Annotated in this window: 17 protein-coding genes; 10 read left to right on the top strand and 7 right to left on the bottom strand. The window is 62.7% G+C overall.

Translation table 11 applies throughout. The features are described 5' to 3' along the window. Positions 1 to 8 precede the first annotated feature (8 nt). On the top strand, positions 9 to 1340 hold the full coding sequence (locus AC0L2H_RS04130) for a UDP-glucose dehydrogenase family protein (RefSeq protein WP_473589008.1): 1332 nt from the start codon (positions 9 to 11) through the stop codon (positions 1338 to 1340). A gap of 135 nt (positions 1341 to 1475) precedes the next feature. On the opposite strand, the gene AC0L2H_RS04125 is transcribed toward AC0L2H_RS04130, so the two are convergent. From AC0L2H_RS04125 to AC0L2H_RS04105, 5 genes are all read right to left on the bottom strand, one after another. Then, positions 1476 to 1925, bottom strand: a complete 450-nt coding sequence (locus tag AC0L2H_RS04125; RefSeq protein ID WP_473589007.1) for a hypothetical protein — start codon at positions 1923 to 1925, stop codon at positions 1476 to 1478. Positions 1926 to 1938: 13 nt separating this feature from the next. Then, positions 1939 to 3381: a GMC oxidoreductase gene (locus AC0L2H_RS04120; protein WP_473589462.1), complete on the bottom strand. Its 1443-nt coding sequence runs from the start codon at positions 3379 to 3381 to the stop codon at positions 1939 to 1941. 96 nt (positions 3382 to 3477) lie between these two features. Continuing rightward, complete coding sequence (locus tag AC0L2H_RS04115) at positions 3478 to 4557, bottom strand: glycosyltransferase (RefSeq protein WP_473589006.1); 1080 nt, start codon at positions 4555 to 4557, stop codon at positions 3478 to 3480. 40 nt (positions 4558 to 4597) lie between these two features. Continuing rightward, the gene (locus AC0L2H_RS04110) at positions 4598 to 5620 is read right to left on the bottom strand and encodes a phosphoribosyltransferase (RefSeq protein WP_473589005.1); all 1023 of its coding nucleotides are present in this window, start codon (positions 5618 to 5620) and stop codon (positions 4598 to 4600) included. A gap of 37 nt (positions 5621 to 5657) precedes the next feature. Beyond that, positions 5658 to 7154, bottom strand: a complete 1497-nt coding sequence (locus tag AC0L2H_RS04105) for a lipopolysaccharide biosynthesis protein (protein ID WP_473589004.1) — start codon at positions 7152 to 7154, stop codon at positions 5658 to 5660. A gap of 164 nt (positions 7155 to 7318) precedes the next feature. On the opposite strand from AC0L2H_RS04105, the gene AC0L2H_RS04100 reads away from it, so the two are divergent. The 6 genes from AC0L2H_RS04100 (at position 7319) to AC0L2H_RS04075 (ending at position 14904) form a co-directional block, all read left to right on the top strand. Further along, positions 7319 to 8491, top strand: a complete 1173-nt coding sequence (locus AC0L2H_RS04100) for a glycosyltransferase (RefSeq protein ID WP_473589003.1) — start codon at positions 7319 to 7321, stop codon at positions 8489 to 8491. 25 nt (positions 8492 to 8516) lie between these two features. After that, the gene (locus tag AC0L2H_RS04095; RefSeq protein WP_473589002.1) at positions 8517 to 9512 is read left to right on the top strand and encodes a glycosyltransferase family 2 protein; all 996 of its coding nucleotides are present in this window, start codon (positions 8517 to 8519) and stop codon (positions 9510 to 9512) included. Beyond that, on the top strand, positions 9512 to 10462 hold the full coding sequence (locus AC0L2H_RS04090; RefSeq protein WP_473589001.1) for a glycosyltransferase family 2 protein: 951 nt from the start codon (positions 9512 to 9514) through the stop codon (positions 10460 to 10462). Before AC0L2H_RS04095 ends, AC0L2H_RS04090 begins: the two co-directional genes overlap by 1 nt. Next, positions 10452 to 11420: a glycosyltransferase family 2 protein gene (locus AC0L2H_RS04085; RefSeq protein ID WP_473589000.1), complete on the top strand. Its 969-nt coding sequence runs from the start codon at positions 10452 to 10454 to the stop codon at positions 11418 to 11420. The genes AC0L2H_RS04090 and AC0L2H_RS04085 overlap by 11 nt, the downstream gene beginning before the upstream one ends. A gap of 58 nt (positions 11421 to 11478) precedes the next feature. After that, the gene (locus tag AC0L2H_RS04080) at positions 11479 to 12375 is read left to right on the top strand and encodes a UTP--glucose-1-phosphate uridylyltransferase (RefSeq protein WP_473588999.1); all 897 of its coding nucleotides are present in this window, start codon (positions 11479 to 11481) and stop codon (positions 12373 to 12375) included. Positions 12376 to 12525: 150 nt separating this feature from the next. Further along, a complete protein-coding gene (locus AC0L2H_RS04075) occupies positions 12526 to 14904 on the top strand; it encodes a GNVR domain-containing protein (RefSeq protein ID WP_473588998.1) in 2379 nt (792 codons plus the stop codon). Between the two features lie 56 nt (positions 14905 to 14960). Here the strand turns inward: AC0L2H_RS04075 and AC0L2H_RS04070 are convergent, their stop codons facing one another. Further along, complete coding sequence (locus AC0L2H_RS04070) at positions 14961 to 16043, bottom strand: acyltransferase family protein (RefSeq protein WP_473588997.1); 1083 nt, start codon at positions 16041 to 16043, stop codon at positions 14961 to 14963. A 132-nt stretch (positions 16044 to 16175) separates the two neighbouring features. Continuing rightward, positions 16176 to 18083, bottom strand: a complete 1908-nt coding sequence (locus AC0L2H_RS04065; RefSeq protein WP_473588996.1) for a propionyl-CoA synthetase — start codon at positions 18081 to 18083, stop codon at positions 16176 to 16178. Between the two features lie 518 nt (positions 18084 to 18601). On the opposite strand from AC0L2H_RS04065, the gene AC0L2H_RS04060 reads away from it, so the two are divergent. From AC0L2H_RS04060 to AC0L2H_RS04050, 3 genes are read left to right on the top strand one after another with little or no spacing between them, the layout of a single operon-like run. Further along, positions 18602 to 18889, top strand: coding sequence for a PqqD family protein (locus AC0L2H_RS04060; RefSeq protein ID WP_473588995.1), 288 nt, complete (start codon positions 18602 to 18604; stop codon positions 18887 to 18889). Beyond that, the gene (locus AC0L2H_RS04055) at positions 18889 to 19323 is read left to right on the top strand and encodes a lasso peptide biosynthesis B2 protein (protein ID WP_473588994.1); all 435 of its coding nucleotides are present in this window, start codon (positions 18889 to 18891) and stop codon (positions 19321 to 19323) included. Before AC0L2H_RS04060 ends, AC0L2H_RS04055 begins: the two co-directional genes overlap by 1 nt. Beyond that, entirely contained in the window at positions 19320 to 20309 is a 990-nt protein-coding gene (locus tag AC0L2H_RS04050) for a serine kinase (protein WP_473588993.1), read from the top strand. Before AC0L2H_RS04055 ends, AC0L2H_RS04050 begins: the two co-directional genes overlap by 4 nt. Positions 20310 to 20327 lie beyond the last annotated feature (18 nt).

Here is a 20327-nt window from a genome sequence, read left to right as displayed (position 1 = left end):
GAAACCGAATGAATCTGACGGTCTTTGGAATTGGCTATGTCGGCCTCGTGCAGGCGGCGGTGCTTGCGGAAGTCGGTCATCAGGTGGTGTGCGTCGACATCGACGCACAAAAGGTCGAGCGGCTCAATCAGGGCCTGATACCGATTTACGAGCCCGGACTCGAAGACCTGGTCAAGGAGAACCATGCGGCCGGCCGCATCAAGTTCACCACCGACGCCGTCGCGGCGGTCAAGCACGGCGAAATCCAGATGATCGCCGTCGGCACGCCTCCGGGCGAGGATGGTTCGGCCGACCTGAAATATGTGTTGGCCGTCGCCGAGGCCATCGGCCAACAGATGGAGGCCCCCAAGATCGTCGTCGGCAAGTCGACCGTGCCGGTTGGCACCTGCGAGAAGATCAAGGCCAGGATCGCTGCGACGCTGAAGGCGCGCGGTCGCGAGGATCTGGATTTCGATGTCGCCTCCAATCCGGAATTCCTCAAGGAGGGCTCTGCGGTGGCCGACTGCATGAAGCCCGACCGCATCATTGTCGGCACCGGCAGCGAGCGTACCGAGGCGGTGATGCGCGAGCTTTACGCTCCGTTCAACCGCAACCACGAGAGGCTGATCGTGATGGATGTGCGTAGCGCCGAGTTTACCAAATACGCTGCCAATTGCATGCTGGCGACCAAGATCAGCTTCATGAACGAAATGGCTAATCTGGCCGAAGAGCTTGGCGCCGACATTGAGGAGGTCCGCAAGGGTATCGGCAGCGATCCGCGCATCGGCTATCATTTTATCTATCCTGGCCTCGGCTACGGCGGCTCGTGCTTCCCCAAGGATGTGCGCGCCCTGATCAAGACCGCCGAAGGCGTCAAATTCGATGCCAAGTTGCTGCGCGCGGTCGAGGAGCGCAACAACGCGCAGAAGTCTGTTCTGTTCGACAAGGTGAACCGCTATTTCAAGGGCAATCTGAGGGGCAAGACCTTTGCGTTGTGGGGCCTGGCTTTCAAGCCCAACACCGACGACATGCGCGAGGCGCCGGCGCGCGTCCTGATGGAAGCGCTCTGGAAGGCCGGCGCCAAGGTGCAGGCCTATGACCCCGAAGCCATGCAGGAGTGCCAGCATATCTACGGGCACCGCGACGACCTGCTTCTGTGCGGAACCAAGGAGGCAGCGTTGCGTGGCGCCGACGCGCTCCTGATCGCCACCGAGTGGAAGAGCTTCCGCGCCCCGTCCTTCGACGCGATGAAGGATGCGCTGACGACGCCGATCATCTTCGATGGCCGCAATCTCTACGACCCGAAGGTGATCGCTCGCCACGGCATCGAATACCATTCGATCGGCAGGATGGCGGCATGAGGCCTTGCGATAACGGCCGCCGCGACGCGCTTTAATGCATGTCGCGCAAAAGTGTGCAGCGGTCATTCTCGCCTCTCCGGCGAACAATGTCGTAAGACAAGCGCGTCGCATGAATCCGCTCAAACGCGGCGCGCTTTAGGCGTCCTGGCGCACCTCAAAATTGGCGAATGGGTTGGTGCATGGATGCCAGCCGGTAAACCGGATCGGGTCGGTTGGCGAACTGCGCCAGGCGTAGTCGGTCAGCATATGGAATTCGGCAATCACCCAACGGTCGAAATGCCTGAGATCCTGCTTTTTCTCTTCGGGCAGCAACTGGCGTGCGGCGCCCAGTTTCAGCTCCTCAAGCAGAGTGACGGCATCGCCCAGCTTCTCGTTCGGAAATATCCAGGGATTGCGGTTCTGGAATTCCAGGACGAATTGCTGCAGATGTTCGATGCGCATGTTGAGCTTGCCGAAGTATTTTTCGAGCGTCACCCGCACCAGGTCCTCCTCCGAAAGCGAGGAAACGGCGGCGTAGGCGATACCCGACGAAGCAACCCCGCCGGCCAGGATGGCCAGTGCCGCGCGTCGTGAAACTTCGATCATCTGGCGTCTCCCTTCATGCTATCCGGCTCGCCGCCCGCAAGGACAGGGCAGCCGCGGTCAGGCTTGGGTTGACGCAGGAGCAGCTTGGATAGGTGCTGGTGCCGACGACAACCAGGTTCCGCAGCTGGTGGTGGATCATGTCGCTGTCGACGACCGAATCCGTCGGGCTCGAGCCCATCCGCAACGTGCCCTGGACATGCGACTCGGTCGGCCGGATACCGCGATCGAAAATCTGTTCGACCGGCAATGGCGCGAGCAGCGCTGGTAGTTTTTCCAGCGCCCGCGCCATGCCGTCGACGGCATAGTCCGATGGTGCCTGGAAACTGACGAATGCATTGTCGTCCTTGTCGAGGGTGACAAAGTTTTCGGGATCGAGCAGATTCTCGGTCACGATGACGAGAGGAAGCGTCTGGCGGATACGCCCCTTTTCCGGGCGCATCCCGTGCTGCCAGCGATTTTCGAAATAGACGAGGGCTGCCGCATGCTGTGACCTGTGGGGGCCGTCATAGAGGCCGAAATTCAGGCCGGTGGTGATGGTGCTGCCGCCAAAATTGTCGACGCCGTCAAGGTATGCCTCGAAATTCCATCCGTAGGATTCATGCAGTCCGCGGCCGACGAGATCACCCGACAGGCCGGATCGCAGCATGATCGCCGGGCTCTGGATGGCATTGGCGCCGAGAATGAAAAGATCGCCGGTGACCTGGTATTCCTTGCCGTCGTGCATGAATGTGACCGAACGGACCGCTCCGCCGACCTGGTCGAGACGACGCACTTCGGCGCCGAGGCAGACCGAAACGTCGGGATGCTCGAAGACATGCATCAGGCCATTGTTGGCGGTGAATTTTGCATCGACCGGGCATAGACCGCATCGCAAATTGGCGCAGCACGCGGTTCGCTGCGCCGTCGGTACGCGCGCCCGCGCCGTCGGCATGACAAAGTGCTGGTCCGGCTGCGCCGCCTTCATCATCCGGTCCGGCGCCGACATGTTATGTGGCGGCTGCGGAAAAGGCCTGGAGCGCGGCATCATCGCCGCCATGTCGGGATCGCCGGAGATCGACATGACGTCTTCCGCATCGCAGTAGAACGGCTCCAGCTGGTCATAGCCGATCGGCCAGTCGTTGCCGATGCCGTAAAGGCTTTTCAGCCTGAAGTCGTTCGGATGGAAGCGTGGCGTCTGTGCGAACCAGCAATTCGTGCCGCCGCCCAATCCGATTGTGTAGTTCCAGGGCTTGTCGGAATTGGTCTTGTAGGTCGTCTCATCGTCGATGTCGGTGTTGACGTTCCGCTTGAGCTGCCATTCATGCGTGTTGTGCCGGCCCCATTCCAGAACCAGAATGCGCGCCTTTCGCCGCTTCGCGAACCCGTGCAGAAAGAAAGCCGAACCGAAACCGGAACCGATGGCGACGAGATCGAAATGGTCGTTGGCGATTTTGTCCGGCCTGACGTCCAGCACCATCAGATAAAACCCTTTCTTGGACAAGCGCGTTCATCACGGCCTTCGTGCCACTCCTTCGTGCCGCGCCGGTTCGCGTCGCCACGCGCAATCAGGCCCCTATGCGGCTTTTCGTGAAGGCTGTTGTGCGGCCTTGTCGAGCAGCGAGAAGAAAGTCGCGAACTGGCGCTCGGGGTTCAAGGCGGGGCGCTCGGAGAATGTACGCGCGGCCGCCGAGAGGCGTTCATATTCCCGGCTATCGTTCCACAACAGCCTGATCGCAGCCACCCAGTCGGCGAGCGGGGCCTCATAATCCAGCACCATGCCGCCGGCGCCGATCGCTTCGGGCAGGCCGCCGCGGCGCGAGCCGACCACCGGGATGCCGCTGCAATGGGCTTCCGACGCCACCCGGCCCCAGGCCTCTTCCCATTTGCTCGGCGCAAGCAGGATCTTCGTGCGGCCATAGACAGTCTTCATGTCGCTGGTGCGGCTCTCCAGCGTGACATTGCCGAGCGGTGCGATCGTCTGCTCGATGCGCGCCCGATGATCGTCGTCCAGCTTCCAGCTTTCGACGAACAGGAACGGGATTTCGGAGCATGCCTCGGCAATACGCACCGCCAGCTCAAAACCTTTTTCCTCATAGGGGTTGATCAGCGTCACGAAGTCGCCTGTCGTCGGCGTCGAGTAGAACGCCGGATTGATTGTCGGCGGGATGACCGTCGAATCGATGTCGAACCTTTCCTTGTAGGTGCGCGCGGTGAATTCGGAATTGGCGATGTAGTGCGCCGAATGCAGCTCGCGCAGGTCGCCGCCCAGTTCATGGAACTCGACGTTCCTGAGATAGACGACCAGCGGCACACCCTCGGCCTGCAGCGCCCTGCCGATCGGAACCGACTTGTGGCATTGGACCACGGCGACGTCGGGCCTCAATTTTTCGACGGCAAAGCGCGCCGCCTCCCAGGGGAACCAGGCCCGCACCACGGGATAGCCGGGATAGCTGTCGATGACCGCGCGCTGTCTCAGAAGCTTCATCTTGGCGCGCGCCTTGAGCCCGAAAACGCCCTGGCCGAACAGGGCGGCGAGCACCGACGCCTCATGCCCATGCTCGAGCAATTGCTCGGCCAGATGATGGGTGCTGGACTGGACACCGCCGCTGAACTGCGGCGTATAGCCATTGCCGCCTGCAAAAAGGATTTTCATGGGGTAGGCTCCTTGTCGCATCTCACATTTCGAGGAGAGGTCAGGCCGGGCGTTTGACGCGGTTCTTGAGCGTCTCGTAGCCGCGTTCGCCGAGCAGCGTGCGCGCCACGGTCTTGATCGCCGTCTTGCGCTCGTCAGGCGATTTGATCTGCCGCAATCTGGCCGGGAGATTGCGCGCGCTCTGTCCAAGTGCCGGCAGCGAAAGCGCATCGGGATAGTTTACCAGATGCGTCTCGACGCACAGCACCGGCTTGCCGGACAACCTGGCAATCCTAAGGGCCTGTTCGTGCTCGCTTTCGATAAACAGGATGGCGTCGGATTTGCGGTAGAAATCGGCTTTGAAACTGCCATGCACGCCGAGCCGCTGCCGCTCCGCCTTGCTCGGCAGGTCGAGCATGACCAGGTGATCGTATTGGATGTCGTGCTTGGCAAGCCATGCTTCGGTAAGCTTGCGGTATTTCTCGAGCCGGCTGGTGACGAGCCAGCCGATCTTGCGGGTCGGGCCGTGGAGCGGCAGCGCTTCGCTCAGGAATTTCTCATAGGCCGGTCCGTCGTCGTTTTCGGCTTCGGTCGGGTCGAGGCAAAGCACGCCGTCAATGTCGACGCAGCTTTGGGCGAGAAATTTGTGGTGCATGAAGTTCCACTGGAACATCCTTGGATGCGGCACGACTTCGAAGACGAGATCGGTTTCCTCGTACTGCGGCACCAGGCCGAACACCGCGGCATAGGTGAAGTCCGCCTTGATGCCGGCGGCCTCTATCCGGCTGCGTGCGTCGCGCATGGCCGCACCGCCGCTGACGCTGTCGTCGATCACCAGGATCTTGCGCATTTCGGAGGCCTGGCGGTCGAGCGCGGCACGGCGTTTGGTGACGCCCGAAGTATAGATCTTTCCGCCGAGGAAACTGTCCAGGTCGGTCATCGGGATGTTGGCCGTCAGGCTGACCAGCGTGGCGGCAAGGATGCCGCTGCGAGGAACGCCGACCACCAGGTCGATGTCGCGCGGCAGCCGGTGAAGGTTCCTGACGATGGCATCGTTCATGTCGGAGATCGATCGGTAGTGCATGGATTAGACCCGGTCCTCGTATGAATGTCCGTTCATGTCATTTCGCCCCGCTTGTTGCCGCCGCGGGCACCCGTGCCGGCAACAGCTTCAAGGCCTCGCGCAATGCCTCGCGGCCGGAAGCGAATGCCAGCGCGATCACGATGGTGACTGCGTAGGACAGCACCGCCGCGCTCGCCATGGCGAAGATGTGCTGCTGCGGCAGCAGCGGTTTGGCGAACCAGATGACGGCAAGCGCCAGATGCGCGCCAAGCACGAAGGGCGTTGCCGCGCGCAGCACATGGCTTGCCCTGAGCGGCCCAGTCTTGCCGATATAGAGCCACAGGAAGGGTGTTCTCAGATATTCGCTGGCCGCATAGGCGATCGCCACGCCGAGCGCGCCATAGGGCAGGCCTATGATGAAGGCCAGCACCGACGTCAACGCTGTGATGATACCCCAGCGCATGAAATCGCCCGAGCGGCCCTGGCTGACGAAAAGCCATCCCGCCGGATTGTTGAGCGGCTGCAGCAGCCCGGCAAAACCGAGCGCCAGGAAGATACCGGAGCTCTGCCGCCACTGTTCGCCAAGCACGAACGGGATGAGCACGTCGGACATGGCGGTGGCGAAGGCAACGCCAGGAAGCGCCACCAGCAAGATCAGCGGCATGACGCGAAGATAGGCGCTGCGGTAGCGGTCCGGCTCGTCCTTCAGCCTGGAAAGGGCCGGCACCATCACCTTCGACAACGGATTGGTGATCTGGCTCAACGGAAACAGCAGCAGCTTGTAGGCGCGATCATAGAGGCCGAGCTGCCCTTCGCCCCAGTATTTTCCGATCAGCACATTGTCGAGGTTGCGGGCGAAGAAGTTGGCGAAATTGAACCCGGTGATGCCGGCGCCGAAATTGATCAGCGCGCTGATGCCGTCGACCTTGCGCGGCAGGCTGGGGCGCCAGCGCGAACTCGCCCAGAAGCAAAGCGTCGGCAGCACCGCGCCTGTCAGCGTGCCGGCAAAAAGCGCCCAGTAGGAACGGTCGATGAACGTCCAGGCGATCGAGACGGCAAGGCCGGCGACGGCGCTGGCGACGTCGATGACGGCCAGGCGAACGAATTGCATGCGGCGCGTCAGCAGCGCCAGGTGCTGGGCGCCAAGGCCGTAGGCTATGATCTGCAGCCCCAATGCGGCCACCAGGCCCGCCACCCGCGGTTCGCCGTAGAACGCCGCGACCAGGGGGGCCGCACCCGCAAGCACGCAGGCGAGCAACGCGCTGACCGCGACATTGATCCAGAAGAGGTAATTGACCTCCTCATGCCTGATTCCGCTTTTCTGGATCGTCGCCTGGGTCAGCCCGAAATCCTGGAACAGCGCGATGAAGGCAAGCACCGGCGCGCACATCGCCACGACGCCGAAGTCCTGCGGCGACAAAAGTCGCGACAAGACGATGACGGAGACGATCTGCGTCGCAACACGCACCGATTGTGCCAAGGCCGTGACAATAGCGCCACGTCCGACCGATCTGCGGAGAGAACCCTCTGGCGGATCGAATGCATTGGCTTGCAAATTCAGGATCCCTGATCTTGTGCCGGCCCGGTCACCAAACTACGGCAATAATTTTGCAGTGCAACAAAAAAGGTGGATTTCTGCTACGCCGCACCAAAAATGTTGCGATGCAGCAAAAGCTGTACTAGCATCCTCGCGGGCGGGCCAACAGCGGTCGAGTTTTCATGCTGCATGTCTTGTACTTGGTACACGACGTCTCCGACCCGGCGGTACGCCGGCGTATCATAATGCTTAAGGCAGGCGGCGCTGAGGTTACCTTGGCGGGCTTCCGTCGGTCTGTGGGCCCGATTGCCGACGTCGAGGGATTGCGGCCGATCGACCTTGGCGCGACGCGCGATGGCCGATTCGGTCAGCGTCTGGCCGCGGTTGCGAGAGCGGCGGTTTCAATCGGTTCGAAACTTGGTTCGACGTCCAGGCCCGACCTTATCATCGCGCGCAATCTGGAGATGCTGGCGGTCGCCCGGCGTGCCAGATCGGCGTTCCAGGCATCGGTGCCGATTGTCTACGAGTGTCTCGACATCCATCGGCTGGTGCTTCGCCACGACTTGCTGGGCAAGGCGATGCGCGGCGCGGAACGTTATCTGGCCAGGGACGTCAAACTCCTGGTGACGAGTTCACCGGCCTTCATCGCCAATTACTTCAAGCCGTTCGGGCAGGTCGCGGCACCGGTAGAACTGCTCGAGAATAAATATTTCGAGGCTGCCGCGGTGTCGCCGGACGATCATATGGCAGCGGAGGATCCCGTCGCGCCGCCTTGGCGAATCGGCTGGTTCGGCGCGCTGCGCTGCCGTCGTTCCCTCGAGCTTCTGGCCGAATTTTCCCGCCGCCTCGACGGCCGGGTCGAAATCGTCCTCAGGGGGCGTCCGGCATTGTCCGAATTTCCGGATTTTCACGGCTTTGTCGAAGCCGAGCCGTGGCTCTCGTTCGGCGGGCCATATCGGAACCCGGAGGACATGGCGGCGATCTACCGTGAGGTTCATTTTTCCTGGGCCATCGATTTTTTCGAGCAGGGGCTGAATTCCGAATGGCTGCTGCCCAACCGCCTCTATGAGGGCTGTCGCTTCGGCGCCGTGCCGATCTCGATGGGCAACACCGAAACCGGGCGATTCCTCGATCGGCAAGGCATAGGCGTTCTTTTGCCGGAGGCGACGCCCGAGGCGCTTGAAGCTGCCCTCGGCGATATGGAGGAGCATCGTTTCGCGACGTTGCGGGCACGCGTCCTTGCACGCAATCCGCGGACGTGGAGCCATGATCGCGGCGATTGCCGAGCGCTGGTCGAGAAGCTGCGCGGCTTGGCCTCGGTGCCCGATCCCTATGCCGCCGAGGCACTGGCATAGCATGGCTGGGGATGGACACAGGTCGATGACGCAAACCAAAATGCATCCGTCCAGCCTGATCGTGATTCCGTGCCTGAACGAGGCGGCCCATATCGGTGCGCTTCTTCACGCGCTTCGGCCGGCGGCCGAGCGGCTCGGCGCCAGGATCGTCGTCGCCGATGGCGGCAGCACCGACGGCACAAGGGCCATCGTCGAGGAGATCGCCGGCAAGGACCCGAAAGTGATCCTGCTCCACAACGAAAAGCGCTTGCAGAGCGCGGCGATCAATCTCGCCGTCGCCCGTTACGGCGAAGGCGCCGAGTATCTCATTCGCATCGATGCCCATGGCGGCTACCCCCCGGACTATTGCGATCGGCTGGTCGAGGAGGCGCTGGCCACCGGCGCTGATTCGGTCGTCGTCTCGATGCTGACCAGCGGCAGCGGCACCGTGCAGAAAGCCGCCGCCGCGGCGCAGAACTCCAAGCTCGGCACCGGCGGCTCCAAGCATAGGCATCTCTCGGCGGGAGAGTGGGTCGACCACGGGCATCATGCGCTGATGCGGATATCGGCCTTTACCGCGGTAGGCGGCTATGACGAGACGTTCAGCCACAATGAGGATGCCGAACTCGACTACCGGCTCCGCCAGGCCGGCTACCGGATCTGGATCAGCGGCAAGACGCAGATGGTCTACTATCCGCGCTCGTCGCTGAAGGGCCTCTATTTCCAGTATCTCGGCTATGGCCGCGGTCGGGCGAGGAACGTTCTCAAGCACCGCATGATACCGAAGGTCCGGCAGATGATACCGCTTCTGGTGTTTCCGGTGGTGCTGCTCGCGGCCTTCTCCTTCGTCCATTGGCTGGCGGCCGTGCCACTTCTGCTGTGGGCGTCGGTCTGCCTCGGCTATGGCGTGTGGACCGCCGTCGGCCAGCGCAATCCCGATGTTGCGCTGGCCGGGGTCTCGGCGATGGTCATGCATTTCGGCTGGTCTGTCGGCTTCTGGCTGCAGCTTCTTGGACCTCGATCGCAGCGCGGGGTGGCGTGATGGGCAACACCGTCAAAAACAGAGGCATCGACATTTGCGTCTGCACGTTTCGGCGGCCGGAGCTCGCCGACACGCTCCGTTCCCTGGCTGCCATGGACATGCCTTTGGGATTCGATATCAGCATCATCGTCGCCGACAATGACGATGCGCCGACGGCCGAGCCACTGGTGGCAAAGCTGGCGGAGGAGCTCAAGCTGCCGATCCGCTACCGGCATGCGCCGGCGCGCAACATCTCGATCGCCCGCAATGCCTGTCTCGAAGCCAGCAGGTCGGATTTCGCCGCCTTCATCGATGACGACGAAACGGCGTCTTCGCGCTGGCTGGCCGAGCTGGTCGCCACGGCCGAGGTGAGTGGCGCGGCCGCTGTGCTCGGCCCGGTGCGGGCGCTCTATGCGCCGGACGCGCCCGACTGGATGCGCAAAGGTGATTTCCACTCGACCTTGCCTGTCTGGGTGCGCGGCGAGATCCGCACCGGCTACACCTGCAACGTCCTGCTCAGGATGAGTGCCTCCAGTCTGCGCGGTCGGCGCTTCAGCCTGGCGCGTGGCCAGACCGGCGGCGAGGATACCGAGTTCTTCGACCAGATGGTCAAGGCCGGCGGCCGTATCGCGTTTTCGCCCGAGGCCTGGGTCGACGAAGTGGTGCCACGCTCCAGGGCGGAATTCGACTGGCTGAAACGTCGCCGCTTTCGTTTCGGACAGACGCACGGTCATCTGCTCGGACACAACGCAGGCGGTGTGCGGCGCGCGAAAGAGATCGGCATCGCCTCGGCAAAGGCCGCCTATTGTTTCGCCATGGCGCTTCCCGTCGCCATTAATCCGGTGCGCAGGAACCGCAGCGTGCTTCGCGGCATCATGCATGTCGGCGTCGTCAGCGGTCTGGTCGGCGTGCGCGAAATCCGCCAGTACGGCCTGTCCTCGCCGCGGGAAAGGGGCAAGCATGCAGCCTGACGTCAGCTTTGTCATTGCCGCCTACAATGCCGAGGCGACCATCGACCGGGCGATCAGCAGCGCCATGGCCCAGAGCGACGTCTCCGTCGAGGTCATCGTCGTCGACGACAAGTCGCGCGACCGGACCCTCGACCTGGCGAATGCCTGGCCGCAGGATGTCGTGCGGGTCGTCGTCCTTCCCGCGAATCGCGGTCCAGGCGGCGCCAGGAATGCCGGCCTCGAACATGCCCGCGGCCGGTGGGTCGCGGTGCTCGATTCCGACGACGCGGTCTATCCCGGACGGATCCGCGCCATGATTGCGCGCGCCGAGAAAGCCGGTGCCGAGATCGCCGTCGACAATCTCCAGGTCGTTCGCGAGGACGGCGTCGCCGAAGAAACAATGTTCCCGGTCGACTATCTCGAAGGCCTGAGCGAAATCTCGCTGGCGGACTACATCGCCGGCAATGTTGTCTTCGAGTCCCGGTTCAATCTCGGCTATCTCAAGCCGATCTTCCAGCGCCGGTTCCTGAATGAGAACGGGCTTCGCTATGATGAGGACCTGATCATCGGCGAGGATTACATCCTGTTGGCCAATGCGCTGGCCAAGGGCGGCAAATGCGTGGTCGAGCCGACGACCGGCTATGTCTACCATATCCGCACCGGCTCCATTTCCCGCGTGCTCGAGCTTCATCACGTCGAGGCGATGCGCAAGGCCGACATCGTCTTCGCCAGAACGCATTCGATGGACGCAAAGGCCGAGGCCGCTTTCGCCAGGCGCACGCGCAGCCTGCGCAAGGCGGCGTCGTACCTGTCGCTGGTCCAGCACATCAAGGCGCGGTCCCCGCTCAAGGCGGTATGGACGGCGCTCAGCGATCCGGCGGCGGTCAGGCATATGGGCATGCCGATCGCCGTCCGGTTACGAAGGGTTGCGGCGCAATTTGCCGTGGGTGCGGGGGAGGTGAAGGATGCGGGCAGGTGAAAACGGTTTTCACAGGCCTGGGACAGGTTGAATTCGATCCCCTCAGAAGGAACATGCGATGAAGAAAGTCAGGAAGGCAGTCATACCGGTGGCGGGGCTTGGGACGCGATTCCTGCCGGCGACGAAATCGATGCCGAAGGAAATGCTGCCGGTCGTCGACAGGCCTGTCGTGCAATATGCGGTTGACGAGGCGTTCGAAGCCGGCATCGAGCATATCGTCTTTGTGACCGGCCGCAACAAGGCGGTCATCGAGGACTATTTCGACCTGCATCCCGAACTGATCGGCACCCTGGAGCAGACCGGCAAGAAGGCGCAGCTTCGGTCGCTCGAAAGCCTGCTTCCGGTGGCCGGCGCCACCAGCTTCATCCGCCAGCAGTCGCCGCAAGGTCTTGGCCACGCCGTATGGTGCGCGCGCGAGGTCATCGGCGACGAGCCCTTCGCCTTGCTGCTGCCGGACATGGTGTCCTTCGGTGGGCGCGGATGCCTTGCCGAAATCGCCGACCTTTATGCCGAGACCGGTGGAAACGTCATCGCCGTCGAGCGCTGCGACCCGACTGAGACCAGCAAATACGGTATTATCGGCTGCGGCGCCGATGTCGGTTCGGGCTTCGAGGTGACGGCCATGGTCGAGAAGCCGGCTCCGGCCAATGCGCCGTCGAACTACTACATCAACGGCCGCTATATCCTGCAGCCTGAGATTTTCTCGCTTCTGGGCAATCAGCAACGAGGCGCCGGCAATGAAATCCAGCTCACCGACGCCATGGTCCGTCTCTCGCAAAGCCAGGCCTTCTTTGCCCAGCCCTTCAACGGCCGCATGTTCGATTGCGGTTCCAAAGAAGGGTTCATCCAGGCCAATATTGCCTTCGCGCTGGCGCGTGATGATATGAAGGAGCCCGTCTTCGACATGCTTCAGGAGTTCGTCCGGTCACATGAGCGCCGGGTCGAAGCCGCATAATGCCCATTTTTTGGGAGCATCAGCGTATGGATGGCGACGCAAGGATAAGCGAAGCGTTTGGCTGCCAGGTCTTGCTGTATCTGGCATGACGTTTGCATCGCGTATTCGCTGATGCTCCGATCGCATCTGCAAACTGGAATTGGACCGAAGATGAATTATGCCAACTTTCCTCTCGACAAGAGGAAGCCATTGCCGAATTCCGACGCGGTGAACGCTGAAGACTTCATCGATGTCGAGCGCCTGCTCGCCATGGCGGCAAGGCAGGCGAAGGTGGTTGCGGCATGTGCCACGATCGGTCTTTTCCTGGGCGTGCTCTATTTGCAGACCACGCCTCCCACCTACATAGCGACGAGCAGCGTGCTGATCGACGAAGGCTTGAACAAGGTCGTCGACGATATTTCGGCGGCGTCGGTCAGCATGCAGACTGACTCGGCCATTCTGAGCCAGCTCGAAATTCTCCGGTCGGCGAGACTGGCGGCGGTGGTCGTCGACAAGCTGAAGCTTGATCACAACGACGCTTTCATGAACCCTCCGACATCGGCCGCGGCAAAGGCCGTCGGCTTTGTGCGTGGCGTGATCCGGTACTTCCGCCCCAACCCTGTCGCGGGCGACGCCGACATCAGCCAGCTCGATCCGGCGACACGTGACGCGATGATCGCTTCATCAGGCCGCGATTACGCAATCCTCAAACTGCAAAACGAGGTGCAAGCCGAGCGCAGCGGCCGAAGCTTCGTGATCTCCATCGCCTATCCGGCGAAGGATCCGGCGCTTGCGACCGCGATCACCAAAGCCTATGCCGACGCCTATCTGGCCGATCAGCTCGATGCCAGCTTCGATGCGACCGAGCGCGCGGCGGTCTGGCTGCAAGGCCGGCTGACGGAGCTTCGCGAAAGTTCGCAAGCCGCGGCGCTCGCCGTCGAGAAGTTCAGGGCCGAGCATGGATTGGCGGTCAATGACGGCCAATTGATCAGCGACAAGCAACTGGCGGACCTCAATGCCCAACTCATCGTCGCGCAGGCCGATACCGCTCGCGCCAGCGCCCGCTACCAGCAATACAAGACGATTGTCGAAAACGGCTCGGAAAACGCGTTCAACGATGCGGCCATATCAAGCGACCAGCCGAGCAGCTCGGTCATTGCAACGCTCAAGACCCGCTATCTCGCGGTCGCCAAGCGGCAGCAGGATGTTGAAGCCAATTACGGGGCTCAGCATCCCCAGGCGGTCGCGCTTGCCAAGGAAAAGGCCGATATATCGGCGCAGATCTTCGGCGAACTGAAGCAACTGACCGAAGGCTATCGCAACGAATACGAGGTCGCCCTCGCGCGTGAGACGGCGCTCCGCGCAAATGTCGCATTGGCGGCCGGCAAGAGTTCCATCGACAACCAGTCGCAGGTCAAGCTGCGGGAACTGGACCAGAAGGCCACGGCGCTCGCCACGCTCTATCAGACGTTCCTCGGCCGCTATGAGGAAGCTTCCCAGCAGCAGTCCTTTCCGGTCGGCAAGATCCGCGTCATTTCGGATGCGTCGATGCCGCAGTCCGCGGCAGCCCCGCGGACGTCCATCGTGCTGGGGCTGTCGCTTGTGCTTGGCATGATGCTGGGAGCCGGCGTTGGCGGGTTGAACGAATTCAGGGAACGGTTCTTCAGGACCGGCGAGGACGTTCGCGATCGCGTCGGTCTCAAATTCCTTGGCTACCTGCCGATCATCGGCAGCAAGGCCGCCAAGGACGACAAACGCGTCGACGGGCAGGCGGACAAAACCGCCAAATCACCCTCGAGCGCTGAAAAACGTGCGCGCATGCGGGTGAGTGTCGACGCCCCGGCGTCGATGTTCTCCGAAACGCTGCGCAGCGCCAAGATCGCTTTCGACGTGGTGATGGAAGGGCAAGGCAGCCGGGTTATCGGCATGATTTCGGTCCTGCCCGGCGAGGGCAAGTCGACGGTCGCGGCCAACCTGGCCGGATTGCTTGCCGCCAACGGATCGAGGACGCTGCTGGTCGATGGCGATCTGCGCAACCCCGGTCTCAGCCGCGGCCTTGGCATGGAGGCCGAGCAGGGGCTGATGGAAGCAGTGGTCAGCGGCCAGACCTGGCAGTCCGTCGGCAAGATCGACCGGCAGACGAAGCTGGCGATCGTCCCCTCGGTCCTGCGTGGTCATTTTTCGCATACGAGCGAGCTGCTGTCGTCGGTCGGCATGCGGCGCTTCATCGACAACGCCAAGGAAACTTTCGAATACATCATCGTCGACTTGCCGCCACTCGGCCCCGTGGTCGACGCCAAGGCCTTTGCTCCGCTCGCCGACGGTTTCGTCCTCGTCACCGAATGGGGGCGCACGCCACGTGCCATGGTGCAGTCCATGCTGAGCTCGGAACCCTATATCGCCAACAAGATCGTCGGCGTGGTCCTCAACAAGGTCGATCTGAAGAAGCTGGCGAAATATGGATCGATGGGCGGATCAGAAAAATTCTTCGATAGATATTCAAGCTACTATCTGGAAAAGTCGGAAGCGCGGACGAAGACAGACGCCTGAGGCTGGTACAGTTGAAAGCGCCGCCCCGCGGCAGCCGGCTTAAACAAGCCGGCGCGTTACGCCGCCCTGAGACGGTAGCGGAAAATGGTATGGTCGAGCAGCAGGCGTATTCGCGGTTCTGCCTCGATCGCGACCAGCCAGCTCGCCGCGATCATGGTTGCTCCGACAACCATCATCGACAGCAGGTATGGCACCCCCGCACGCACCAGGGCGCCGAGCAGGGCTGCGCCGACCACGTCGTGGATCAGGTAGAGGGGATAGGTCATCAGGCCGATCCGGCGCCAGCCGCTCCAGGAGAGATCAAGCCGTAACGACCATGCCATCAGCCCCATGGCGGCGAGAAACAGGACGATCGGCGGCGCGTAGGGCATCGCGGCTTCGACCTTGACGCTGCGGACGTCGACCGCGCTGATGATCTGCAGCAGGCCGCCGGCCAGGAACAGGGCGCAGAAGACAAGGCGGGCGGGCGTTACGGCCTTGAAACGCATCAGCCAGAACAGCACGCCTGTCGCAAAGAAGCATCCGTGATGCACCAGGAGAAGGTCGAGCCATCGCGCCTCTGCAAGGTTCGACCAATCAAAAAGGAAATACAGGCACCAGAAAAGCGTGCTCATCGCGCCGATCGCGATCGCCACCGTTTCCATCAGGTCGAAGCGGCTGAGCCGCAGCAGAATCCAGACGACGGCATAGAAGGCTATCTCGATGCCGAGCGTCCAATAGACGCTGTCGACCCAGGGATTGAAAGGGACGAACAGAGCGGTGCGCATGAGCCTGATGACCGCATCCGTCGGCCAGCTCAGATCGACGAAAAGCAGCACCATCGCGGTGATTGGCGCGCAGATCCAGACCGCCGGCGCCAATCGTTTCACCCTTGCCTCGAAAAACCGCAACGGCGTCGAATGCTCTGCACTGAAGGCTATGACGAAGCCGCTGATGACGAAGAATATCTGGACGCCGACCCATCCGAATTGGACCAGCCCGCCTATCTCCGGCTGTGGCGGCACGCCACCCGTCGCGCGCGCCGAAACGCCCTCGGGGAACGCCCACACCCAGAAGCCGTAGTGGTAGAACATCACCATGACGGCGGCGAGAAAACGCAGGATGTCGACGCCGCCGAATGTGGTTTTTTGCTGAGCCATGCCGCGCCTTCGGAATGGCCCCCCAACGCAAAGTCTAGGGTCTATTGCTGCATTGCACAACAGTCGATTGCAATGCGGGATGAATTCGGGAATTCATCCGACGCCGTGATCGCTTGCCGGGCTCCAGAGTTGCTAAAGCCCGATGCCGCGTCCTTTCAGTGCCGCCGTGATCTCGTCAAGGATGACGGGATCGTCGATCGTCGCCGGCATTGCCCATTCTTGCCTGTCGGCGATCTTCTGCATGGTGCCGCGCAGGATCTTGCCGGAACGCGTCTTGGGCAGGCGCTTGATCGTCACCACCGTCTTCAAGGCGGCGACCGGACCGATCCGCTCACGCACCAGGGCGACCACTTCGCTCTCGATGGCGCCGGTGTCGCGCGCGACGCCCGCATTCAACACGACGAAGCCGAGCGGAACCTGGCCCTTCATCTGGTCGGCGATGCCGATGACGGCGCATTCGGCAACGTCGGGATGCGCTGAAAGAACCTCCTCCATCGCGCCCGTCGACAGCCTGTGGCCGGCGACATTGATGATGTCGTCCGTGCGGGCCATGACGAAGAGGTAGCCATCGTCGTCCATCATGCCGGCATCGGCCGTCTTGTAGAAGCCAGGAAACTCGTCGAGATAGGCTTGCCGGAACCGGGCATCGGCGTTCCATAGCGTCGGCAGGCAGCCCGCCGGCAGCGGCAGCTTCACCACCACATTGCCCAGCGTGCCGCGCGGCACTTCATGGCCCGCATCGTCGAGCACACGAATGTCGAAGCCCGGCATCGGCACGCCGGGCGAGCCGTATTTCACCGGCAGCAGGCCCAGCCCCGCCGGGTTTATCGTCATCGGCGAGCCGGTCTCGGTCTGCCACCAATGGTCGATGACCGGCACGTTCAGCTTCTGCTCCGCCCATTTGACGGTTTCCGGGTCGGCGCGCTCGCCGGCCAGGAACAGCGTGCGGAATTTCGACAAATCGTATTTCGGAATGAATTCGCCTTTGGGATCCTGTCCCTTGATGGCGCGGAAAGCGGTCGGCGCGGTGAACAGCGCGACGACGCCATGCTCCGCTATCACCCGCCAGTAGGTGCCGGCGTCGGGCGTGCCGACCGGCTTGCCCTCGAACAGCACAGTGGTGCAGCCATGCAGCAGCGGCGCGTAGACGATATAGGAATGGCCGACCACCCAGCCGACATCGGAGGCCGCCCAGAACACCTCGCCCGGCCTGACGCCGAACTCGTTCTCCATCGTCCATTTCAAGGCGACCATGTGGCCGCCATTGTCGCGCACGATGCCCTTGGGTTGGCCGGTCGTGCCGGAGGTGTAGATGATGTAGAGCGGGTCGGTGGCGAGCACCGGAACGCAGTCGACATTGGCGCCCGCGGCCCGTTCGCGGGCGACGGCATCGGCATAGTCGATATCGTAGTGCTCTCTCATCTCGCACCGCAACTGCTCGCGCTGCAGGATGAGGCAGGCTTCGGGCTTGTGCCTCGACATTTCGATCGCCTTGTCGAGCAGCGGCTTGTAGGCAACGATGCGGCCGGGTTCCAGCCCGCAGGAAGCGGAAATGATCAGCTTCGGCCTGGCGTCGTCGATGCGGGTGGCGAGCTCGTGCGAGGCAAAGCCGCCGAAGACCACCGAATGCACCGCGCCGATGCGGGCGCATGCAAGCATGGCAATCGCTGCTTCCGCCACCATCGGCATGTAGATGATGACGCGGTCGCCTTTTTGGATGCCGCGATTCTTCAGCACCGAGGTCAGCGCCACCACCTCGCGCTTCAGTTCGGCGTAGGTGTATTTCCTCGCGGTGCCGGTAATGGCGCTGTCGTGGATCAGCGCGATCTGGTCGGCGCGCCCGCCCGCGACATGGCGGTCGACGGCGTTGAAGCAGGTGTTGCAGGAGGCGCCGCTGAACCAGCGGCCATAGACGCCGGCCTTGGCATCGAACACGCTATCGAAGGGCGTGAACCAGTCGATGGCCTTGGCCGCTTCGGCCCAAAACCCTACAGGGTCGCGTTTCCAGCCGTCATAGACCTCGTGATAGCGTGATGCCATCCAGCTTCCTCCCCAGAAACCATTTGCCGGGGATAGCCTATGCGGTTTTTCGCAACGATGTGCAATTTCGTCTTTCGGCGACCTCGCCTAAGGGCAAGATGGCGAGGTGGCCTACACGAGGACCAGATCGTGCCCGATTCTAAAACGGCAATGCCGCGAGCATGAGCCCGACTCCGCCGGCGATCAATATGGCTGCCGCCAGCGCCTTGCGATGACGTTCGAGGCTCGTCGGCGCCCGATCCCAATTGTAACGCATCAGCTGTCTCCCAAAAAACCGCCGGCTTCTTACCTTACCCAGGGTAAGAAGCGCAGCACCGTGCCTAGAATCCCTTTGTCAGCCTGACAATGCCGAAGCGCGGCTTGTCATGAGGCTGTCACCGACTATTTCTGGGGGAGTCACATCGGTGCAACTGTTGGAACTGAAGCGATTGCCCTCCTGGGCAACGCCATGCGATAGACAGCGTAACGTTGCCGCGCCATTTGCTTCGCAGCAATCCTGCATGGTCTGGAGCGGGCCCATGGTCGAAATTGCCTCTGAAATGGTTCTGCGGCTGGCGGACGATGCCTCGGTCCAGCATGCCGGCGATGGCGCCGTTGTGCTTTTGGCGCGCAGTGGCCAGCTCTACACTTGCAACGACACCACCGAGGCCTTTCTCGACAAGGTGGATGGGGCGCGCAGCCTCGATCAGATCGTCGGTCTGCTTTCCCAGGAGTTCGAGGTCGACAAGGATACGCTCGATCAGGACATGGCGGCGCTGGCCGAGCAACTGGTGGCGGAAGGCATCCTCGCCGCCCCGGCTGCGTGATGGCTGACGGACCTCTTCTGCGTGCGCTGTTTCGAGCCCACCTGTGGGCAAGCGCGCGGCTGATGCCGGTGCTGATCGGCCAACGCGATTTCGAAGCCGTGCTGAAATGGGCGCCGCTACAGTCATCGACCCCCTACCGCGGCCTGCCGGCGTCCTACATCGTGGCGGCGATCAACCGCACGGTCAGGCATCCCTGGCTGATGCGCGATCGCAGATGCCTGCGGGAAGGCCTGCTCGCCCACCGCTTCCTCCGGCTTGCCGGCTTCGATCCAGATCTGCGCTTCGGCGTCGATCCGAGGTCTATGCAGGCGCCGAGCCTGGCGGCGCATTGCTGGGTCTGCCTCGATGGCAGGCCGGTGGTCAGCGACAGCCTTCCGGGCATGGTCGAGATCTATCGTCACCACGCCGACACGGCGAAGGCGCGTGCCGCTTGACCGGACCTTTGGCTCAGGGTCGCTATGCCCTCAACGGGCAGGTCGTCGGCATATCGGCCGCAAGCCCTGAGCTTTGGCGGGATTTCGACAGGATGCTCGCCAGCCTGCGCACGACGGCGCCGGTCGAGCCGGACTTTCTGATCCGCATCCTCGAGACGCACTCCTTGGCCGAAATGCCCCACGGGTCTCTCGCCTTCGATGGCGAGGTGCCGGAGGACGGCCACTGCCGGATGATCGACGATGGCGCCCTCATCCATCTGATTTTCCCCGGCCGGCAGACGGTGGCGATCCACGCCGGCGAAGGCTGGGCCGAAATCCGCGTCCGCCCGGATACCAGGATTACCTGGACCGCCTGGATGCTGCTCCTCGACGCCGCACTCGATGCGGGTGGCCAGCACATGCTGCACACCGCAGGCCTGACCTTGCCTGATAGCGATGCCCTGGTGCTGATCCACGCGCCGAGCGGCACCGGTAAGACCACGACGTCGCTGGCGCTGGCCTCGCAAGGCTTCGGCCTCTGCTCGGACGACGCCATGATCCTCAACGTTGTGTCTGGGAAGGCCACAGCCTGGGGCCTGCCGCGTGCCGTGAAGATCCATCGCAGGACCGCCGAGATGGTTCCGCTCGTTGCGCCATGCCTCGGCCCTTCATGGGACCGCAATGGCGAGCAGGCGGTCGCGCTCGAACGGCTGGGCGAGATCATACGGGTCGAAGATTCCAGCATCAGACCGGTGGCGGCACTTCTCCACCTCGCGCGGTCGGCGGATGGCCAGAGCAGGCTCCTGGCCATGGCCCGGACCGATGCGATGGTCGCGCTTGCCGCGGACAATGTCAGGACCGGCATGACCGGCCTGTTGCCGTTGCAAAAGCACCGGCTGGCGACGATCGCCGGGCTGGTCTCGACCGTCCCGACCTTTACGCTGGAAGTGGGGTCCACGCCAACCGATGCCGCGCCGCTGATACACTTTGCCTTGGAGCAGGGTTGAAAGGACAACCACGCCGAG

The organism is Mesorhizobium sp. WSM4871, assembly GCF_055811295.1.
This window is presented reverse-complemented; position numbering and strand designations above follow the sequence as displayed.

Bases quoted from the DNA above. Each gene is read 5' to 3' on its own strand.
- AC0L2H_RS04130 (WP_473589008.1), top strand. From the start codon at position 9: ATGAATCTGACGGTCTTTGGAATTGGCTATGTCGGCCTCGTGCAGGCG.
- AC0L2H_RS04125 (WP_473589007.1), bottom strand. From the start codon at position 1,925: ATGATCGAAGTTTCACGACGCGCGGCACTGGCCATCCTGGCCGGCGGG.
- AC0L2H_RS04120 (WP_473589462.1), bottom strand. From the start codon at position 3,381: ATGGTGCTGGACGTCAGGCCGGACAAAATCGCCAACGACCATTTCGAT.
- AC0L2H_RS04115 (WP_473589006.1), bottom strand. From the start codon at position 4,557: ATGAAAATCCTTTTTGCAGGCGGCAATGGCTATACGCCGCAGTTCAGC.
- AC0L2H_RS04110 (WP_473589005.1), bottom strand. From the start codon at position 5,620: ATGCACTACCGATCGATCTCCGACATGAACGATGCCATCGTCAGGAAC.
- AC0L2H_RS04100 (WP_473589003.1), top strand. From the start codon at position 7,319: ATGCTGCATGTCTTGTACTTGGTACACGACGTCTCCGACCCGGCGGTA.
- AC0L2H_RS04095 (WP_473589002.1), top strand. From the start codon at position 8,517: ATGACGCAAACCAAAATGCATCCGTCCAGCCTGATCGTGATTCCGTGC.
- AC0L2H_RS04090 (WP_473589001.1), top strand. From the start codon at position 9,512: ATGGGCAACACCGTCAAAAACAGAGGCATCGACATTTGCGTCTGCACG.
- AC0L2H_RS04085 (WP_473589000.1), top strand. From the start codon at position 10,452: ATGCAGCCTGACGTCAGCTTTGTCATTGCCGCCTACAATGCCGAGGCG.
- AC0L2H_RS04080 (WP_473588999.1), top strand. From the start codon at position 11,479: ATGAAGAAAGTCAGGAAGGCAGTCATACCGGTGGCGGGGCTTGGGACG.
- AC0L2H_RS04075 (WP_473588998.1), top strand. From the start codon at position 12,526: ATGAATTATGCCAACTTTCCTCTCGACAAGAGGAAGCCATTGCCGAAT.
- AC0L2H_RS04070 (WP_473588997.1), bottom strand. From the start codon at position 16,043: ATGGCTCAGCAAAAAACCACATTCGGCGGCGTCGACATCCTGCGTTTT.
- AC0L2H_RS04065 (WP_473588996.1), bottom strand. From the start codon at position 18,083: ATGGCATCACGCTATCACGAGGTCTATGACGGCTGGAAACGCGACCCT.
- AC0L2H_RS04060 (WP_473588995.1), top strand. From the start codon at position 18,602: ATGGTCGAAATTGCCTCTGAAATGGTTCTGCGGCTGGCGGACGATGCC.
- AC0L2H_RS04055 (WP_473588994.1), top strand. From the start codon at position 18,889: ATGGCTGACGGACCTCTTCTGCGTGCGCTGTTTCGAGCCCACCTGTGG.